Genomic DNA, 19,493 nt, shown 5'->3' with positions numbered 1-19,493 from the left:
TATCCAACACAAATGGTTAATCCAGATTATGCCGACAAGCAGCATTCGCCAAGCTATTATTGAAAAATACAACCTTGAAGAAACATCCGATGATGAGCTTTATTCACTCATATCTGGCATGGCAGATCTCTTTAACGTGGCCATTGCCACTGTCAGCATTTCACTCAAAGACTACGTTGTTTTTCATACTGTGTTTGGCGACATCCAGCATGGCGTCGCCAACGAACGTGCTTTCAGCACTCACGTCGTTACAGAACAAAAAAAGCTCATTGTTGAAGATCTCACCCAGCACCCGCTTTTTGAAAATCATCCAACGGTTACCGGCGCACCTTTTATGCGTTTTTTTGCGGGTGTGCCGCTGGTTATCGAAGGCATCACCATTGGTGCTGTCTGCATTATGGATACGAAACCAAAGCCACTTGATGAAAAACAAATCAGCACTCTCGTTTCATTCAGTGATTTTATTGCACACTATGTACAGCTAGCTCAAGACTATAAACAGCTCAAAACAACACACATTTTACTTGATCAATCATCCGCTGTTTTAATCAATTGGCGTTACAAGCAAGGTTTATCACTAAAAAATATTACGTCTAACACCCAAGAGGTATTGGGCATACCGCATCATCTTATTACTCAAAGCCAAGACGCTTTTGAGCATTTTTTAACCCCCAGCAGTCGACACACTTTTCAAACAACAATTCACCAACATATTCAAGGTTTAGAGGCCCAGGAAACCGCATTAGAGCTCTATAATGCAGACCCTCAGGCTACTAGCACTGTTTGGATCAACATGCTAAGTAAGGGTTTTTTTACGTCCGAAGGAAAGCTCCATTCCATACAGGCTATCGCCAGTAACAACACCGAAAAACGCAATATCGAACACAGTTTAAATGAAGCCAATAAAAAGATGCGCTTGCTGTTAGAAGCCTCCGATCTTGGTACATGGGATTATGACGTAAAAACAGAAAAGGTTCAGGTGAATCAGCGCTGGTGTGAAATCATAGGCATGAACTACGAGGCGTTTGATGAAGATAGACGTTTCTTAAAAAACTTCATTCACCCTGATGATGTGAAAGACGTTGCAATGCTATTTAATCAACATTTAGACGGCTTTAGCAAAGTCTATAAGGCAACTTATCGAGTCAAGCACAGCAAGGGTTACTGGATTTGGATTGAAACTTATGGCCGTACTGTTGAGTACGATGATGCACATCACCCACTGAGAGTGATCGGGACTCACAGAGACATTACTGAAAACAAATTGGCTGAAATAAATAATAAAAAACAGAGTCAATTGCTTGGTTTTGTGAATAAAGCCCACGCCGCATACTTGAAAAATCACGATTTGTCCGATGCGTGCCAACAGATCTTGCCTGAACTCATTGATATTGCCGATAGCCAGTTTGCCTTCATCGGCCAATTAGTAACAGAGCAAAGCCAGCGACGACTCTTCCTTCATGCCATTACTGAAATGAAGTGGAATGAAATCAGCGAAACACTCATCCAACGCTACAGGGATAGAAATCTCTATTTTGATTCTTTCGATAACTTATTTGGCGAAGTAATCAAAACTGGAAACATCGTTATTAGCAACACACTCAATACACATCATGCCTCAAAAGGAACACCGTCGGGTCATCCACTGATAGAACGCTTTTTGGGATTGCCTATTAAGGTCAACAATAAGCTGGTCGGTATGATAGGCCTAGCCAACAAAACGGCACCTTACTCTGAAGAAGACGCCGTTTCTCTGCAGCCTTTACTAGACGCATTAGGTAGCTTATTTTACGCTGTAGATTTAGAAAAAGCGCGAGCGGATGCAGAACACACCCTAAAACGCATGGCAATGACAGACGCTTTATCAGGGCTAAATAACCGTCACTCTTTCATGCAGCATTGTCGTTCTTTAGAGAACTCTCAGTGTATTTTCTTTGCCATGATAGACATCGATCATTTCAAGCGCATAAACGACACCTACGGCCACAGTGTGGGCGACGATATCATCAAAATGCTTGCTAAAACCATGCAAGAGGTCGTTGGACCTTGCCATTTTTTGTCCCGAATGGGAGGGGAAGAATTTTCGATCCTACTGCAAAATATCAGCGAATGTGAGACAAACGAATTGCTTAAAAAACTGAAAGCAAGGGTCGAAAGTTCTCACCTCACAGTAAACGGCCTGACGGTTAATATCACGATTAGCATAGGAGTTGCAGTCAACACCGATCACAACATGGATTTGACACTTATCCAAGCCGATCAGGCATTGTACAAAGCAAAAGAGGCTGGACGAAATCGCATAGAATGGTTCTCTCTGCACCATGAACCTCCTTTGCTGTAGAACAGACACTAAGTTGTCGCTTCTGACTGATTTAAAACGTAATTTGAACGATCTATTTTTATCTGCACGTCATTATAACACTTTGGAGCAAGCTATTATGACCCCCCTTCACTCCGGATCTTGCCTATGTGGCACCGTTAAATTCACCTTAGAAGGCGAGTTTAAGAAATTCTTTCTTTGCCATTGTAGCCGTTGTCGAAAAACCTCTGGCACAGCACACTGCGCCAATTTATTTGCGCCGGGTGCTACGCTTACTTGGTTAAGTGGCGAAGATAAACTCAGTTTTTATCGATTAGAAGACACAAACTTTGCTCGTACTTTTTGCTCTGTGTGTGGCTCAAATGTGCCAACCGATGCGAAAACTCGTGGTCTAGTAGTCGTTCCAGCTGGCTGTTTAGATACGGATGTTGATATCACGCCACAAGCACACATATTCATGAACAGCAAAGGCAATTGGGACGAACACTTAAGCGAAATACCGACCTTCGAAGCCATGCCAAATTAATTAGAGGTCATACGCCATCACCATTATCTAACAGTCTATGCACTTGTTTAATGCTGTTAGATAATGTGCTGGATTGGATAAAGGATCGCGTCCTCTAAGCTTAATGGCTTTGCAAAATAATACCCTTGCAAATAGTCACAACCATATTGCAACAATAAATCGGCTTGCTCTTTCGTTTCAACACCTTCAGCAACGACCTCAATATCCAACTTGTGTGCCATAGAAATAATCGCTTCACAAAGAGATGAAGAAGAGGATTCAAGTCCAAGCGTTTGCACGAAGCTTTGATCAATTTTTAAGAAATCAATGTCGTAATTCATGATGTACGCTAATGATGAATAACCGGTTCCAAAATCATCTAACGCGACTTGTATGCCATTTGTCCTGAAGTCTAATAAAGCTTGACGCGTATGCTCATCCAGCTCCATTAGAAGATTTTCGGTAATTTCCACTATCAGACCATTCTTTTCATCTGCTCCATGATTTAACGTATCAGATTTGGTCATTAGACTCGATAAAAGCACATTGGCACCTTCTCGACGATTTAATAGCTGCAATGGAGAGACATTGACCCCAATCTGCACGCCCTGCCCATGTGCAGCTTGTAGTTTAGATAACGCAGTTTTCGCTTCTTTGATAACCCAATTACCAATATCAATGATAAGACCAGATTCTTCAGCAGCAGGAATAAAGTGATCGGGGCGAATAAAGCCTTTTTCTGGATGATTCCAACGAATTAAGGCTTCGAATTTTAAAGCCTTACCCGCTTGGTCGACTATGGGCTGATACACTAAAAAGAATTCATCATTTTTTAATGCTTTATTTAAATCTTTAATCAACTCAACTTTATCTAACAGAGCTTGCTTTAAATTCCAATCAAAGCGTTTAACACAATTCCGACCACTGGCTTTCGCATGGTACATGGCTTGATCCACAGCACCCATTAAGGCTCGGCTGTCACGACCATCATCAGGATAAACAGCCACACCACAACTTGCTGATACCATCACATTATCATTCGATACAAGATAAGGCTGTTTTACAAGGCTATGAATATTTTCAGCCAACGTAAGAACCTGTGATAAATCGACCTGTTGATCATCAAACAAGAATACAAACTCATCCCCACCTAGGCGACTAATACTCTTAGCATTGAAAGGGTGTTGTGTGAGACGATCCGCGATCTGCTGCAAAATAGCGTCTCCTACTTCATGCCCACGGGTATCGTTTATTTCTTTGAAATTATCAAGATCGAGTAAAATAACAGCCAATTTTCCATGTTGTGGATCAACGTGATCTAAAACATCAGACAACGCTTGACTAAATGCATCACGATTCGATATGCCCGTTAAACGATCGGTCTGAGCTTGTTTAATAATTTTATGCTCGGCCTTTTCCTTCAATGATGCCATTTCTAAAAAATGTTGCTGCAGGCAATCCATCTCCCTAACACCAGTAGGATGATTCGTAGGAATTTTTTCATTCCGCCCCAAACGAATCGCTAAATCAGTCAAGATATTCAATGGTTTTGATATGGAATTCATAAAAAATAAATGGAAAAGTATTAATATCAACAAGATTAATACAGAGAAGACAGTGGTAATTTTTATGTAGCGCTTGTTCACCGCATCTAACGCTATATCAACGGCCACTCCAGTTATAAATGTCAGTTGCACATTGCCTTTATCATCCATTATCTGGCGCTTGCTAAAAACACGCTTAACGCCATCTTCTGCACGCCAAAAATGGTCAAATAAGGCAGGTGGATTGTATTTCATCCCAGCAGGATAAGTCGCAACAGACTGATTATTAGCATCTAATATAAACGCAACACTAGAGGGCGGCAATTGACTTCTGTCAATAAATGAACGCCACCAATCTAATGAAATAACAACCACCGCAGCACCAACAACATCCGTTTTATCTTGCTTATTAAAAATAGGATAAGCAAAATTGACCGTTGGTTTGTTTGTTACTCGATCGACCTGAACGCCGCTGGAAGTAAAATATTCTCCAGACATCGCTTCACGGATATAACTACGATCACTGACATCTATCGCCTTAGCTAATGGCATCCCATTACACGTCAGCATTCCGTGACGATTTGGTACACCAATATTCACATAATAATCGTATAACGGGAGTAACTCACCTATAAATTGTTGGCATTCATCAGAATCAGGGTCTTGAAGCTTGGAAGATTCCGTAAGATTAGATAAAAAAATACGTGCCGAACTAATAAGATGCTCTTGAACATCAACAACTTGATAAGAAACAATATCAGCAACTTTAAGCACTTCGTCTTTTACAATATCACGGCTGTAACCAAAACTTTCGTATATAAAAACATAGCATGGCGATACTATAAGAAAAGCAAGAGAATACATCCGTCCTTTTAGCGTATTAAACATAGTAAATAGCTATACCCTTAACAATTACGATAAGAAAAAGCTCACATATCAAAAATCGTGTAGTCGCTATTACTACGACACTCTAAATAAGATAAACAGCTTACTTATAATCATACTTTAATGTTGCCATTGTAACGTTAATGAAAGCGCAATTGAAAAGATCTGTACAATATGTATCCACATAAAACATATTGTTCTAAAATGTTCACTTAACGTTACAATCGAGCAAGCCTATTCACGGCTTCTAGTAATGTCTTTTCTTCTTTTGCAAAGCATAAACGGACTATGCGCTGAGCGTTTGGTGGCTGTTGGTAAAACACACTAATCGGAATCGCCGCGACGCCCACTTCATCGATAAGCCATTCACAAAACGCCACATCGTCCAAATCACTAATTTCACTGTAATCCAGCAGTTGAAAATAGGTCCCACTGCAAGGCAGCAGAGTGAATCGACTGTCAGCCAATGCGTTTCTCAGTACATCGCGTTTTTGTAGATAGAAAGCCGCCAAGCCAGCGCTGGCTTCAGGCTCCGCTATTAAATGTTCCGCCAAGGCTTGTTGCAAAGGTGTGGCGGTACAGAAGGAAACAAACTGATGCACTTTGCGCAGTTCCACGGTTAAATCCGCCGGCGCCACAATGTAGCCAACTTTCCAGCCCGTTAGGTGAAAGCTTTTACCAAAAGAAGAGACCACTAAGCTTCGTTTTAATAGCTCAGCGTGTTTGTGAACACTCACTGCAGATTCACCAAAGTGAATAAACTCATAGACTTCGTCGGACAATACATAAATGTCACGGCTCGCAATCGCTTGCCATAAGGATTCTAAATCTTCCGCTAGCCAACAACTTCCCGTTGGATTGTGGGGCGTATTGATTATGACCAAACTAGTCTTATCGGTTAGCAACGTAGAAAATGCCTGCCAGTCAGGACGAAAGTCGGGGGCCATCAAGGTCACTCGACGACAAATGCCACCGGCTAAGGTCACGGTTGGTTCATATAAGTCATAGGCGGGATCGAACAAGATCACTTCATCACCGTTATGCACTAACGCAGCAATTGCATCAAAAATGGCTTCCGACGCACCACTCGTCACGGTAATTTCATCTAACACGCTGACTTTTCGGTCGTAATGACGTTCGATCAGGTTGGCAATAGCCTCCCGTAATATCGGCAAACCAGCCATAGGGGCATACTGATTATTACCAGTTAAAATCGCTTGCGACGCGCGTTCCAATAATCGAGCATCCGGTGGAAAATCAGGAAACCCTTGCGACAGGTTAATCGCGCCTTTTTCTGCAGCAAGCGCCGACATTTTGGTAAAAATAGTGGTGCCGACAGAAGGCAGCTTAGAGGTAAGAATAGACGCGTTGGTCACAATGGTGTCGCCCCAAAAAAAATGAATGCGACTAAGTTAAAAGACTTATGGATAGATCGTCAATGATCTTTGAATAAGAAGCACGTCTTGATCGATAATGGCATATTGGTCGGCAGTAACAAAAACGCCAAGACACAAGTCTTGGCGTTTTAATCGTACTTTTATGACTTCGAATTACGCGGTCATGAACGGATAATCCGTATACCCTTCTGCGCCAGAGGTATAGAAGGTGTTTGGATTTGGCTCATTCAAGGCCGCGCCTGCTTTGACTCGCTCGACAAAATCCGGATTCGCTAAAATCCCCGTACCAAAGGCAACACTGTCGGCCTGACCGTCAGCAAGCACTTGATTGGCTTCTTCTGGTGTGTAACCCATATTCACCATTAAATGGCCTTGATAGGTTTCACGAGCCACAGCGACGACGTCGGCTTGCTGGATACCAAAGAAATCCGCACGCATCAGGTGCAAATAGGCCAAATTAAAACGGTTTAAATGCTCACACAAGAAACGAGTCCACTCAACGGGGTCGCTTTCTTTCATGCTTTGAAAACTATTAAGAGGAGACAAACGCAGGCCAACACGATCGCTGCCTAATACATCTGTTACTGCTTCAATCACTTCGGTTAAAAGGCGCGCACGGTTTTCCAATGAGCCACCGTATTCATCGGTACGCTGGTTGGCGCTTTCACGTAAAAATTGATCAATCAAATAACCATTGGCACCGTGAATTTCTACGCCATCAAAGCCAGCTTCTTTAGCATTGATCGCCGCTTGACGAAAATCCGCCACAATGTCTTTGATTTCAGCCACAGTTAAGGCACGAGGCACGGTATACGGTTTTTTACCTTCCGGCGTGTGTGTCTCGCCGTCAATCGCAATGGCGCTGGCTGACACGGCTTCTTTGCCGTCATTTAGCAACGGATGCGCGGCACGGCCAGCGTGCCAGATTTGCATAAAGATACGACCGCCTTTTTCATGCACGGCTTTTGTTGTTAGCTTCCAGCCTTCAATTTGCTCAGCGGAATACACGCCTGGATCATCACCAAACGCCGATGTGCCTTCTGTCACCATGGTGCATTCCGTGATCAACAACCCCGTGCTGGCACGTTGAGCATAATACTCTGCCATCAAGGCATTTGGCTGATGCCCAGGTGCACGTGTGCGTGTTAATGGCGCCATAACAAAGCGGTTTGATAGTTCTACAGCACCCAATTTAACGGGATGAAATAAAGTCGTTGTCATTCTGTTCTCCAATTTGTTTCAATCTTGATATCAAGGATACGCACTACATATGGCAGTTATTTTAAAATACAATCGCGTGCACTTTCTTTACTGAATATAGTACAAAAAATACTCTTTTTAAGACCTTGCAGGTCCTTTGCTCACGGTCTATATTGCCTGCACTCGGCGATGTATTTATCGTCTTTCTTTGGTCCTATCAAACACTTATGTGTGAGGCAATTCACCGCAATGACATCCGATTCCAGCAGGCCAGTCGCTCCTTTTGGCACCTTACTAGGTATCGCTCCTGGGAATGTGCCCGTGTATTCATCTGATTATGATTCTGCCGACGACAACGAGTTACCCAATCGCCATGCCTACCGCAGTTATGTGGATGGTATTTTTATGGGATACAAATGGCAGTGTGTGGAGTTTGCTCGGCGCTGGTTGTATCTAAACAAAGGCTATATTTTTGATGATGTGGCCATGGCTTATGATATTTTTCGCCTTACCTCGGCGCGTTTAATCGCCGACGAAAGCCGCTTACCATTGAAATCATTTCGTAATGGTTCGTTACGTCACCCTGAAGTGGGCTCTCTGCTTATTTGGAGCGAAGGCGGCGAATTTGAAATCACCGGTCATGTGGCGATTGTGACCAAAGTCTTACCAGACCGCTTATACCTGGTCGAACAAAACGTCGGCCACCAAGTCTGGCCAGAAGGCCAAGATTACTCCCGCGTGTTGGATGCTAGAATCAGTAAAGATGGCGGTTATTGGCTACGCTGCTCTTATGGCGACGCTTCTATTTTAGGCTGGGTAATACAAACCGACGACGACCTGCATGCCGAAAATATTGAGCCCGATGATCCGGCTTTATTTGATTTACAAATACGTCATGTACCCAACAAAGGCCAAGCTTCCCGTGCTTGGTTAAACATCGCCAATCCTGCTGAAGAAGCTTTTGTCGATATGATGGGCGGTCACAAACTCGCCAGCCGACCGGAAGACGACTATAAGTATATGGTCATCACCGACACCGCTGAGCGTGAGCTAAAACGCGCCACTAACGAATTACATGCCTTGTTTATGCACGCTACCGATTATGTGCTGCAAAATGACGAACTGCTTTCCAGTTTTAATATCCCCCCTGCGCTGTGGCCTAAGATCCATCAATCTTGGGATAATCGTCGCAACCAGATGATCACCGGGCGATTTGATTTTAGCCTCTCAGCAAAAGGCATTAAGGTTTACGAATACAACTGTGACTCAGCCTCTTGTTATATGGAGGCTGGCATTATTCAGGAAAAGTGGGCCGAGCACTACGGTGCAACGGAAGGCGAAGGTTCGGCAACAGATTTGGTCGACGAACTCATTGAAGCGTGGAAAAACAGTGCGGTCAAAGGTGTGATTCACATCATGCAAGACACGGATCTAGAAGAAAATTACCACGCGCTTTTCATGAAGCGTACTATGGAAAAAGCGGGGCTGGTTTGTAAGGTCATCAAAGGGGTCAGTAGCCTAAGCTGGGATGAAGACGGTGACGTAGTAGACGCGGATGGCGTGAAAATTTGTTGGGTATGGAAAACCTGGGCATGGGAAACGGCTCTCGATCAAATCCGTGCCGAATGTGACGACGACGAACAGCGCCTACGCGACTACCAAACGGATATGCCGCGTAATGAAGCACCGCGCTTGGTCGACGTTTTACTGCGCAAAGATGTCATGGTGTATGAGCCTCTTTGGACACTTATTCCTAGCAACAAGGCTATTTTGCCAGTGTTATGGATGCTTTTCCCCAATCATCCGTATTTATTAGAATCGTCTTTTGAATTAAGTGATGCACTAAAAACTAACGGTTACGTGAGCAAACCTATAGCGGGGCGCTGCGGTTTTAACATCAGCCTGTACGATGGCAAAGACGCTTTGATGGAAGAAACCGCTGGGCGTTTTTCTCATCAAGATCAAATCTTTCAAGCGCTGTGGAAACTCCCAGACATTGAAGGCTATCGCTCACAAGTCTGCACTTTCTCAGTAGCGGGACATTACGCAGGCAGCTGTTTGCGTGTTGATCCAAGCTTGGTCATTACGAAAGACAGTGATTTGATGACCCTGAGAATCATTGAATAATCGTTAAAACCTCAAGATTTAAGCTATTCAGGCCTTTGTTTCAGATAATGAGACAGAGGCCTTTTGCATTCTGAACCCTGTCGCATTCATTTACTGTGCTCAGCTTTAAGCCTATTTTATCAATTTTTGATTGACTAAAAATCGATCAGCTCGTAGATTATTTTAAAAATATAACACGTGTAATATTATTATGATCGCTAGAATGGTCCACCAAACCGAGGCAACTCGGGACAAAATCATCAGCATCGCTGAAGCACTGTTTATTGAAAACGGCTTTGCTGATACGCAAATGAAAGACATTGCGGCGGCCACTGGCATGAGCCGAAATACTCTATATCGTTATTATCAAGACAAGTACGATTTGGGCTTCGCCATTCTAGTGATGGTGCTGAAACGTAAGATCAACGTTTATGATGACATCATGAAACAGATCGAAGCTCGCCACTATGCCAACTTTCGCGACGGTCTTGGCGTGCTACTGCAAGCCTATTCAGACCCTCAGTATGAAGACGACGACCGTTTTATTGCTGAATTCGATGGCTACTACGCTGGTTCACGCATTCCTACAGAATTTCGTGACAAATTGCTCCAACGACTGCCCGATACAATCAGCCAATCCCTTACCAATATTGTCGTACTAGGACAAAGCGAAGGCAGCATTCGAAACGATATTCCGGCAGCCTATTTGGCAGTAACACTGCTCAATGCCGTACCCACTTTTTTCCGGCGTATGTTGTTACGCCGCGATGCTTTAATGGAAATCGAACAAGACGCCATCCCACAACTCACCCCCGTATTAATTCAATTACTACTTGATGGTATGAAGCCATCACCACCAACCTAAAAAGGATGAAACGATGAGTAATACAACAATAAGACAACTCTTAGCCGAACTCACCCTAGAAGAAAAAGCCATGCTCTGTACCGGCAAGGACTTTTGGAACCTGCATGGTATCGAGCGCTTAAACTTGCCATCCATCATGGTGACAGATGGCCCCCACGGCTTACGAAAACAAGCAGGTGAAGGCGATCACGTTGGTTTAAACGCTGCCGTTAAAGCCACCTGTTTCCCAACGGCATCGGGACTTGCGGCCTCTTGGAATACCAAGCTGATTGAAGAAATGGGCGTCGCACTAGGCAAAGAATGCCGTGCCGAAAACGTATCCGTATTGCTTGGACCTGGTACCAATATCAAACGTAACCCATTGGGCGGTCGTAACTTCGAATACTTTTCTGAAGACCCCTTACTGGCTGGCGACATGTCGGCGGCTTGGATCAAAGGCGTACAAAACCAAGGCGTTGGCACCAGCTTAAAACATTACGCAGTGAATAATCACGAACATTGTCGTATGACGGTCGATGCCATCGTTGATCAAAGAACCTTGCGTGAAATCTATCTCCCCGCTTTTGAGAGAGCGGTTAAGCAAACCCAACCTTGGACTGTGATGTGTTCTTATAACAAAGTTAATGGCACCTACGCTGCGGAGCACAAACAGTTACTCGACGATATCCTTGTCAAAGAATGGGGCTTTGAAGGTATTATCGTCACCGATTGGGGCGCTAATAATGATCGTGTAGAAGGGGTGAAAAACGGTCAGCATTTAGAAATGCCAAGCTCTGGCGACATGAACACAAAAAAGATCATCGCTGCTGTCGAGAACGGCCAATTAACAATGGAAGCGTTAGATAAATCCGTCGCTCGCGTCTTGGAATTGATACTGAAATCCCAAGCCTCTTTAGAAGCCGATACGGTTCACGCCGACTTACAAGCCCACAATGAACTCGCGGCACGAATCGCAGAAGAAACTTGTGTATTGTTGAAAAATGACGGCCTATTGCCTGTCAGCGCAGGGAAGAAAGTCGCCGTCATTGGTGCTCTAGCCAACAACACTCGCTACCAAGGCGCGGGCAGCTCGAAAATTAATCCCTTCAAATTGCAACAACCTCTCGACGAAATCAAGAAACAATTTGGTGCCGATAACGTCACATATACAGCGGGTTATCATCTAAATGATACCGAGGATAGTAGCGAAATCGCCAAAGCCATTAAACTCGCGAAACAAGCCGACGTGGTCTTTTTGTTTGCCGGTCTGACACCAAAATACGAGTCTGAGGGCTTCGATCGCCAGCACTTAAATTTGCCACAGGTTCAGCTAGACCTTATTAACGCACTTGGTGAACAGCTCAATAAAACCGTCGTGGTGTTACAAAACGGTGCGCCCGTGATTCTTCCGTTTATCGAGAGAGTACCCGCCATCCTAGAAGCTTACTTAGGTGGACAAGCCGGTGCTTCGGCCATGGCTAAAATCCTGTCCGGCACCGTCAACCCCAGCGGAAAACTTGCTGAAACCTTCCCAGCAAGTTTAGACGATGTACCCAGTCAACCGTATTTCCCAGGTACCACAAAGCAAGTGCAATATCGTGAGGCAATCTGGGTAGGATATCGTTACTTTGATACCACTCATACCAAAACACTCTTTCCCTTTGGTCATGGATTGTCCTACACCAATTTCACTTACTACCATTTAACCTTACTCAGTGGCGATAAAGCGCCCTTTAATGAAAGCGCTTCCATCAAGCTACAAATCACCATTACCAATACAGGAAACCGAGCCGGAGCCGAAGTGGTGCAGTGCTATGTGGGTCAAAAGTCCCCCTCTCAACCACGTCCAGCAAAAGAATTAAAAGCGTTCGAGAAAGTCTTCTTAGAACCAGGGGAAAGCAAAGAAATTGTCTTTGAACTGGACTATCGAGCGTTCGCTTATTGGCACCAAGAGAAAGCCACTTGGGTTGCAGAAAGCGGCGAATACCAAATTCATATTGGGGCTTCTGTGGCGGACATTCGCGACACAGCAAGCATTGTATTAGACACTGACAACACAGCGGAACAACCCAACCCAGCCCTAGCGAGCTATTTTGCCCCTGCAAAACGCGACTTTAATGACGAGGCCTTTAGTGCACTGCTGGGTTACGACATTCCAGCTCCCACCCCCATCCAGCCTTACACAATGAATTCAACCTTAGGGGATATTGCCCATGAAGCATTAGGCAAACCTCTTTTTGACAGCATGTTGTCTGTGTTCACACAAATGCTAGGCGGCGATCAGAATGACTCAGCGGCAGAAGCCGATCGCCTGATGGCCGAAGCTATGGTGGCGGACATGCCATTGCGTAACCTACCCGTGTTCAACAGCCACCAGTATTCTGAAAATCAGATCTTGCAGCTCATTGCCTCACTGAATAATCAGGAACCCCGTCTCTAAAAGGCACCTTCGAATACTGGTTAAAAAAACCGTCATTACGACTATCACTGACACGTAATGACGGTTTTAGGGTTGATAAATAATAAAAACAACGAGGCAACTATGTCCAAAACAAACTATGAAACCCGTCGTCTTGAACGACTAAGCTATTACACGTTTTTCACCGGTCAAAACATTATCTTTATGTTTGTGACTATTTTCATCAGTGTTTACTACACCTCTGTACTGGGCTTATCCGCTGGCACAGTGGGTATTATTTTTCTTTTGGCCAGGGTGTGGGACGCGGTTAATGATCCCATTCTTTCGATTCTCGTCGAACGAAGCCGCTTTAGCGGTGGAAAATTCAAACCTTGGGTGAACGCTATCGCTTGGGCCGTGCCTCTTGCTACCGTATTGATATTTGCCTTCGGTGATTACCTTGCTGAGCAGCCAATGTGGCTGCGCGTTACTTACGCCTTTGTTACCTATGTTGGCTGGGGAATGTTATATACCGTCTCTGATGCGCCCGCCTATGCTATAGGTTCAGTAATGACACAAAACAAAGATGAGCGAAATGTCATCTATTCTTTTGTGCGTTTTGGCGGCTTTGTGGGCATGGTTATCGCCATGATTAGCGCACCTTGGCTGGTCGAAAAGCTAGGCGGGAAATGGACTCTGGCTGCTGTCATTATGTGCATCACCGCCATGCTTCTGATGTTAACCATACGCAGAGTGAAAGAACGCCACGTCGTAGCACAAGAGATTCCCACTCTTAAACAAATAGTGGGCACCGTCACTGGTAACCAGTACTTGCTGATGTTTATTCTCGCCTTTGTCTTTATTGGTGGGTCAAACGTTGCCTTCACCCTAATGCCTTATATTGCCCGCGATGTTTTCGATGACCCTTCTCTTTCCGGTCTATTGCTCTTCGCTATGATTGGCCCTGCCATGCTGGCCTCACCGTTAGTTCCAATTGGCATTCGTAAGGTTGGCAAAATCGCCACCTTTGCTTTGGCTTCTGCCGCGCTCGCCGTCTTGTCGATCATTATCTGGTTAATGGGTTACGAATATCTTGAAGTATTCATTGCTTTCACCATGCTGAAAGCCATTGCGCTTGGCGTCACATTAATTATGCCGAGTATCTTTATTGCCGACTGTATTGAATATGGCTATATCCGTTCCGGTCAACGCTTAGAAGCCGTCACTTTTGCCACCCAAACCTTTGCGAATAAAGCCACAACAGCCGTTGGTGGCGCCATTGCCATGGGCTACCTTGCTATGGTGGGTTTTATTGAATCAACAGGGGGAACGGTCGTGCAGCAACCTCAACAGGTCATTCAAGGTATGTGGGACGCTCTAAATTTAGGTAACGCTATTGGCGCTACGATAGGCTTGGCCATTTTCTTGTACAGCTACAAACTCACCGACAAAGTACTAGAGGACATGAAGACAATCGCTTCTAAACAAGCGACCTAAACGAAAAGTATTTCATGTTTTCACTACAGCTTGCTTCCAACTTATTGTGAAAAGCTAAGAAAGAACAGAGACTATTCAAAAAAAGTAAAGTAACCCCAGCACGAGGGAAGAACAATATCATCAGAAAAGGGAGTAACCAACGATATTGTTCTTATCTTTAACTACACGTTAGAAACCGTAGTTAAAACGAACTCGTGCTGCTGTAGTTTTATCGTTCGTGCCCACTGCAACATCATCCGCAGTTGAGTAAGAACCCGCGAAGGTCACCGTTGCATTTTCAATGTCTAGCACTGGTACAGTGTAAGCAATGTAAGTGGTTACTAGAGATGGATCCGTTGCGCCATCATCAACGCTAGACGCAATCACACCCAAACCAAAGTTTCCGTATACCATGTTGGCAACAAATGAAGAGATTTTCTTGTCTGTGTTGTCGTCTTTGCTGTGCGCTGCAGCAAGGTTAACGTTGGCCGCACCCACATCAAAGTTCGCCGTTACGCCATAACCAGATAGATCAACCGTAGTGCCACCAACTTGGTCGTATTTCACGCTTTCAAAACCCGCACTGATCGTTGCCGCATCCGTCACGAACGTCACCGATGGACGCACGCCAGAAATCGCGGTAGTGTCATCACCATTACCTACAACTGTAGAATCATCCGGATCGCCGTCACCGTAGATTGTATCTACTTCAAATTTTAGCGCTTCGCTGGCTTTATAATGGAACGCAATCTGACCGCCGCCATCGCCTACACGACCACGCACTTTATTCGCTTCATACACACTGTCATCAATGGCATGAACAATCAAAGTATCTTTTGCTAACGGGAATAAGTTAATCGCCTCAAAGCGACCCAATTGGAAATCCCAAGCACTGTTACCGAATTGGATAAAAGCATCATCAACGGTTGCTTCACCATCAGTATTCAATAAAACAGAGCCTTTACCTGCAAAGAAGTTATCACCAGACGTATGCTTGCTGTAAGCATTTAGCTCAACTCGACCATTTTGATCATAGGTTGTATCGCCTGTCGCTTTATCTACAGCGTCGGTATTTAACTCGAAGTTGGCATCGAAGACGGGAGCAGCTTGAACAGCACTTACAGATAGGATGCTGCTAACAATAGCAGTAGCTAGAATAGTTTTTTTCATGATTTCAGACCTAATTGTATGTTGTTTTTATAATAAATAGACTTCAACAAAAACGTGTGTTTTCACTATCAATAATACATTTCAGTAACTTTATTACAACAATCAAACAACAATATTCTTTCTTATTTTTTACTTAATTTTTTAAGATGACATAAATAAACCTCAACTTATTGATATAAAACAAAAATAAATCGACCAGCTATATATCCAATTTTAAATATCTTAAAGAACAAGCAAGAAATGAAGAAAAAACTACACTTTATGTTTTTTTGCCACTTCGTTATGAAATTTTAAAACAATTGGCACATCTTCCTAATCCGTCAATCTTGGGATACTGACAGGACACCGAATAAACAACAAAGTCACGCCTACGCCGTACTTTTTTGTTGAGTAACTGCCCATGACAAAGTGCTACAATAGCGCCCTCTATTTATACCCATCTATACAAGTGAGACCGTCATGAGCTTTGCGTCTTTAGGACTTCATCAAGACATTTTAAATCAGGTAAATACGCTTGGTTATATCACGCCAACGCCAATTCAACTTGCCGCGATACCAGTGGTTTTGATGGGTAAGGACGTCATGGCTGGTGCTCAGACGGGTACGGGGAAAACAGCCGCGTTTGCTTTGCCACTTTTACAACGAGTTAAACATAATAAGAGCACAAATTCGGTCGAAGGCGTCCAAGTTCTGGTGTTAACACCGACACGAGAATTGGCACAACAAGTTCATGCGAGCTTTGTGAAGTATGGTCAGGGAATGTCAATTCACTCTGTTGTTGCCTATGGTGGTGCCAGTATCAATGTACAACTGGATGCCTTACAACAAGGATGCGATGTTCTGGTTGCGACACCAGGGCGCTTACTTGAATTGATTATGAAAAAACTGATTAATGTCAGTGCATTACAAACATTGGTTTTGGATGAAGCAGACAGAATGTTGGACATGGGCTTTATCATAGATATCCAAAGAATATTAAAAAATTTGCCACAGACAAGACAGACGCTGTTCTTTTCCGCAACCTTTAATGACGACATCTTTGCTCTCAGTAAAACCTTATTAAAAGAGCCACAGCTGATCGAAGTCGATAGCCGTAACACCACGGCAACACAAGTAGAACAACGTATCTATGCCGTTGATAAAAAGCGAAAAAGCGCCTTATTGTCGTTCCTTATTGGCTCTAAAAATTGGCAGCAGGTACTCATTTTTACCCGCACCAAACAGGGCGCGGATGAACTTGCTAACGAAATGCAAAAGGACGGCATTGCGACTCAGTCCTTTCATGGTGACAAATCTCAAGGGGCTCGAGAGCGAGTGTTAACCGATTTTAAAGCGGGAAAGGTGCGTGCACTTATCGCAACCGACGTTGCGGCACGGGGGATCGATATCGAACAGCTGCAGTATGTGATAAATCACGAGCTACCTTATAACGCTGAAGATTATATCCACCGCATCGGACGAACGGGCCGTGCAGGCACAAAAGGTCTGGCGATATCATTGGTTACCGAAGCAGAACGCTACTTACTAACGGACATCGAAAAGCTTGTGGGCGAACAATTTTTACCGCAATGGCTCCCTGGTTTTGAGCCTGACTTAACGAAGACTCTGGAGGCACCCAAAAAACGCGAACCATCCAAAAAAGAACTCAGAGCCAAAGCCTTAGGTCTCTCAGCATCTAGTAAGAAGAAGCCTAAAAGAAAATATTAGACAGAAACAAATTTGCTCATATAATCGACCGATCTCATGATCAAACAGACGTGGATAAATACCCATTTTACAGGCTTGCTTTGAAAGGAAATCAAATGTTCACCACGATTAAATCTCGTCTCTTATCCACGGTCCTTTTGCTCAGTGCCTTAGCGAGTGTTAGCTACACTTTCCATCTTTATGATGTGCGAAAAACTGATCTGTATGAGCAAATAGACAGCAATCTTGTCTTTGCAGCTCAGGTTGCTAGGCAATTAATTGGCGACAACGTATATGATGATGCGTTTAACGGAAATTTTTCCAAAGCTGAGTCTGATGCGCTGCAATTAAAAGCCTACAACATACTGCAATCATCAGACATAAAATACATGTACACCATGATTAAACCGTCTGATAAAGTGTTGTTTGTACTCGACACGCCAGAACAAGAAGATGTCGAAACAAAAACATTCCGTGCCCCTCTAACGCCTTACGATGAGCCAAGTGATAAGTTAGTCAGCGCGTTCTCAAAAAATAATGCCACGCCCATTTTTGATGAATATACCGATGAATGGGGCACTTTCCGATCTGTTTTTATTCCATACAGAACCAGCACAGGCAAAACCTTTGTAGTGGGTGTTGATACACCTATCTCTACCATTCAAGCCGAACTTAACTCTACCCTATTCGTTTCCGGCATGATTGGCTTAGTCATCTTTTTACTCTCTTCTGCGATCATATTCTGGCTTGTATCCCGCATACTCAAGCCGCTAGCCGATGCTCAGGTACTGATGCGTACCATAGCAACCACGCGAAACCTAACACTGCGCACGAAAACCAGTTCAGATGAGATTGGCCTTCTTTTAGCAGATTTCAATAATCTGATTACCGAATTCCAATCCACTTTGGCGATATCGACACACTCCGCCATTGAAAACTCAGCCGTATCCTCTCAGTTACAAGGCAGTAGTAAAGAAATTCGTGTCGCCGCACAGAAAATCGCTCATGCCGTTGACGAAGTTCGCCTGCATGCCACATCTACTTGCGACCTACTTGCTTCTTCCGATGAAGAGTTAACCTTAACCGTGGAAGACACTCAAAAAGCAAGCAACTCTCTTGAAAAAGGACAACATGCTTTTAGCAAGGTAACAGACATTATCAATAGTACAGCAGAATCCCAATCAAGACTTTCTGACGAGTTGAACACGCTTTCACACAAAGCTGAGGATGTGAATAATATTCTTTCCGCTATTAGTGGCATAGCAGATCAAACCAATCTATTAGCATTAAATGCCGCGATTGAAGCCGCCCGAGCGGGCGAAGAAGGTCGAGGCTTTGCTGTCGTCGCCGATGAAGTTCGACAACTTGCGATTCGAACACAAAGCAGTCTGAATGAAACCAGTACCGCCATTGCTAACATTGTTTCAGCGATAAGCAATGTCGCAGAAAAAATGAAAGACAGTGAAGGTCAATTCAAGCAACTGCTTTCTGAATCATCTCAAGCCATGCAAAGCATTACAGACAGCTCCACCACCATGCTGGATACGCGTCAAAAAGTACAGCACACCTCTGGCAACGTGGCTAAGGTACTAATCGATATTCGCCAAGTGTTGTCCCTCGTATCAAATGTCGAAAACCAAGCGGCTCATAATAGACACAGCACAGAAGAAATTGCAGATGCAGCAGATAGACTACAAATATCAACCTTGTCGTTAAAAAATGAATTAAATCGCTTTATTGCCTAACAAATTGTTAGGCAATTTGAGGATAGTAAAGCCGTTTTCTAACATAGACGGCTTAACTATCCTGGCTCAATTTGCTCAACGACTTCCCACAACTCGACAAACGCGCTATATACTAGGCCTCTATCGTAGATTTTCGGCTCACCAATCATGCAGTCTTTGCCCAGCCACAACAGACACCTAAATACATCCTCGGTATCGCCTAGATTATTCCGTCGAC

The 19,493-nt window shown here is 44.0% G+C and carries 12 protein-coding genes; 8 read left to right on the top strand and 4 right to left on the bottom strand.

Translation table 11 applies throughout. The annotated features are described in order from the left end of the window. Positions 1-28: 28 nt before the first annotated feature. Both DKT73_RS03525 and DKT73_RS03520 read left to right on the top strand, forming a co-directional pair. A complete protein-coding gene (locus DKT73_RS03525) occupies positions 29-2,341 on the top strand; it encodes a sensor domain-containing diguanylate cyclase (protein ID WP_111637211.1) in 2,313 nt (770 codons plus the stop codon). 97 nt (positions 2,342-2,438) lie between these two features. Continuing rightward, the gene (locus DKT73_RS03520; RefSeq protein ID WP_111637210.1) at positions 2,439-2,846 is read left to right on the top strand and encodes a GFA family protein; all 408 of its coding nucleotides are present in this window, start codon (positions 2,439-2,441) and stop codon (positions 2,844-2,846) included. 56 nt (positions 2,847-2,902) lie between these two features. On the opposite strand, the gene DKT73_RS03515 is transcribed toward DKT73_RS03520, so the two are convergent. The 3 genes from DKT73_RS03515 to DKT73_RS03505 all read right to left on the bottom strand — a co-directional run bounded on the left by DKT73_RS03515 (position 2,903) and on the right by DKT73_RS03505 (position 7,872). Next, positions 2,903-5,257, bottom strand: coding sequence for a bifunctional diguanylate cyclase/phosphodiesterase (locus DKT73_RS03515; protein ID WP_111637209.1), 2,355 nt, complete (start codon positions 5,255-5,257; stop codon positions 2,903-2,905). Positions 5,258-5,472: 215 nt separating this feature from the next. Then, positions 5,473-6,630 (bottom strand): methionine aminotransferase, encoded by a 1,158-nt coding sequence (locus DKT73_RS03510; protein WP_111637208.1) that lies wholly within the window; start codon positions 6,628-6,630, stop codon positions 5,473-5,475. Positions 6,631-6,804: 174 nt separating this feature from the next. Further along, positions 6,805-7,872: an alkene reductase gene (locus DKT73_RS03505; protein ID WP_111637207.1), complete on the bottom strand. Its 1,068-nt coding sequence runs from the start codon at positions 7,870-7,872 to the stop codon at positions 6,805-6,807. Between the two features lie 228 nt (positions 7,873-8,100). Between DKT73_RS03505 and gss the strand changes: the two genes are divergently transcribed. From gss to DKT73_RS03485, 4 genes are all read left to right on the top strand, one after another. Beyond that, positions 8,101-9,978 (top strand): bifunctional glutathionylspermidine amidase/synthase, encoded by a 1,878-nt coding sequence (gene gss / locus DKT73_RS03500; RefSeq protein WP_111637206.1) that lies wholly within the window; start codon positions 8,101-8,103, stop codon positions 9,976-9,978. A gap of 202 nt (positions 9,979-10,180) precedes the next feature. Next, complete coding sequence (locus tag DKT73_RS03495; RefSeq protein ID WP_232827771.1) at positions 10,181-10,822, top strand: TetR/AcrR family transcriptional regulator; 642 nt, start codon at positions 10,181-10,183, stop codon at positions 10,820-10,822. Positions 10,823-10,835: 13 nt separating this feature from the next. After that, positions 10,836-13,241 (top strand): glycoside hydrolase family 3 C-terminal domain-containing protein, encoded by a 2,406-nt coding sequence (locus DKT73_RS03490; RefSeq protein ID WP_111637204.1) that lies wholly within the window; start codon positions 10,836-10,838, stop codon positions 13,239-13,241. Positions 13,242-13,343: 102 nt separating this feature from the next. Then, the gene (locus tag DKT73_RS03485; protein ID WP_157959144.1) at positions 13,344-14,696 is read left to right on the top strand and encodes an MFS transporter; all 1,353 of its coding nucleotides are present in this window, start codon (positions 13,344-13,346) and stop codon (positions 14,694-14,696) included. A gap of 168 nt (positions 14,697-14,864) precedes the next feature. On the opposite strand, the gene DKT73_RS03480 is transcribed toward DKT73_RS03485, so the two are convergent. Next, positions 14,865-15,845, bottom strand: a complete 981-nt coding sequence (locus DKT73_RS03480; protein WP_111637202.1) for a carbohydrate porin — start codon at positions 15,843-15,845, stop codon at positions 14,865-14,867. A 459-nt stretch (positions 15,846-16,304) separates the two neighbouring features. Between DKT73_RS03480 and DKT73_RS03475 the strand changes: the two genes are divergently transcribed. Continuing rightward, entirely contained in the window at positions 16,305-17,552 is a 1,248-nt protein-coding gene (locus tag DKT73_RS03475) for a DEAD/DEAH box helicase (RefSeq protein ID WP_111637201.1), read from the top strand. Positions 17,553-17,647: 95 nt separating this feature from the next. Further along, entirely contained in the window at positions 17,648-19,276 is a 1,629-nt protein-coding gene (locus DKT73_RS03470; protein ID WP_111637200.1) for a methyl-accepting chemotaxis protein, read from the top strand. Positions 19,277-19,493: the final 217 nt, after the last annotated feature.

The organism is Marinomonas shanghaiensis (assembly GCF_003259175.1).
Lineage (GTDB): Bacteria > Pseudomonadota > Gammaproteobacteria > Pseudomonadales > Marinomonadaceae > Marinomonas > Marinomonas shanghaiensis.
This window is presented reverse-complemented; position numbering and strand designations above follow the sequence as displayed.

Excerpts from the sequence above, each read along its gene's own strand:
- DKT73_RS03490 (WP_111637204.1), top strand. The coding sequence starts at position 10,836 with ATGAGTAATACAACAATAAGACAACTCTTAGCCGAACTCACCCTAGAA.
- DKT73_RS03505 (WP_111637207.1), bottom strand. The coding sequence starts at position 7,872 with ATGACAACGACTTTATTTCATCCCGTTAAATTGGGTGCTGTAGAACTA.
- DKT73_RS03485 (WP_157959144.1), top strand. The coding sequence starts at position 13,344 with ATGTCCAAAACAAACTATGAAACCCGTCGTCTTGAACGACTAAGCTAT.
- DKT73_RS03520 (WP_111637210.1), top strand. The coding sequence starts at position 2,439 with ATGACCCCCCTTCACTCCGGATCTTGCCTATGTGGCACCGTTAAATTC.
- DKT73_RS03470 (WP_111637200.1), top strand. The coding sequence starts at position 17,648 with ATGTTCACCACGATTAAATCTCGTCTCTTATCCACGGTCCTTTTGCTC.
- DKT73_RS03515 (WP_111637209.1), bottom strand. The coding sequence starts at position 5,257 with ATGTTTAATACGCTAAAAGGACGGATGTATTCTCTTGCTTTTCTTATA.
- DKT73_RS03475 (WP_111637201.1), top strand. The coding sequence starts at position 16,305 with ATGAGCTTTGCGTCTTTAGGACTTCATCAAGACATTTTAAATCAGGTA.
- DKT73_RS03525 (WP_111637211.1), top strand. The coding sequence starts at position 29 with ATGCCGACAAGCAGCATTCGCCAAGCTATTATTGAAAAATACAACCTT.
- DKT73_RS03480 (WP_111637202.1), bottom strand. The coding sequence starts at position 15,845 with ATGAAAAAAACTATTCTAGCTACTGCTATTGTTAGCAGCATCCTATCT.
- DKT73_RS03495 (WP_232827771.1), top strand. The coding sequence starts at position 10,181 with ATGGTCCACCAAACCGAGGCAACTCGGGACAAAATCATCAGCATCGCT.
- gss (WP_111637206.1), top strand. The coding sequence starts at position 8,101 with ATGACATCCGATTCCAGCAGGCCAGTCGCTCCTTTTGGCACCTTACTA.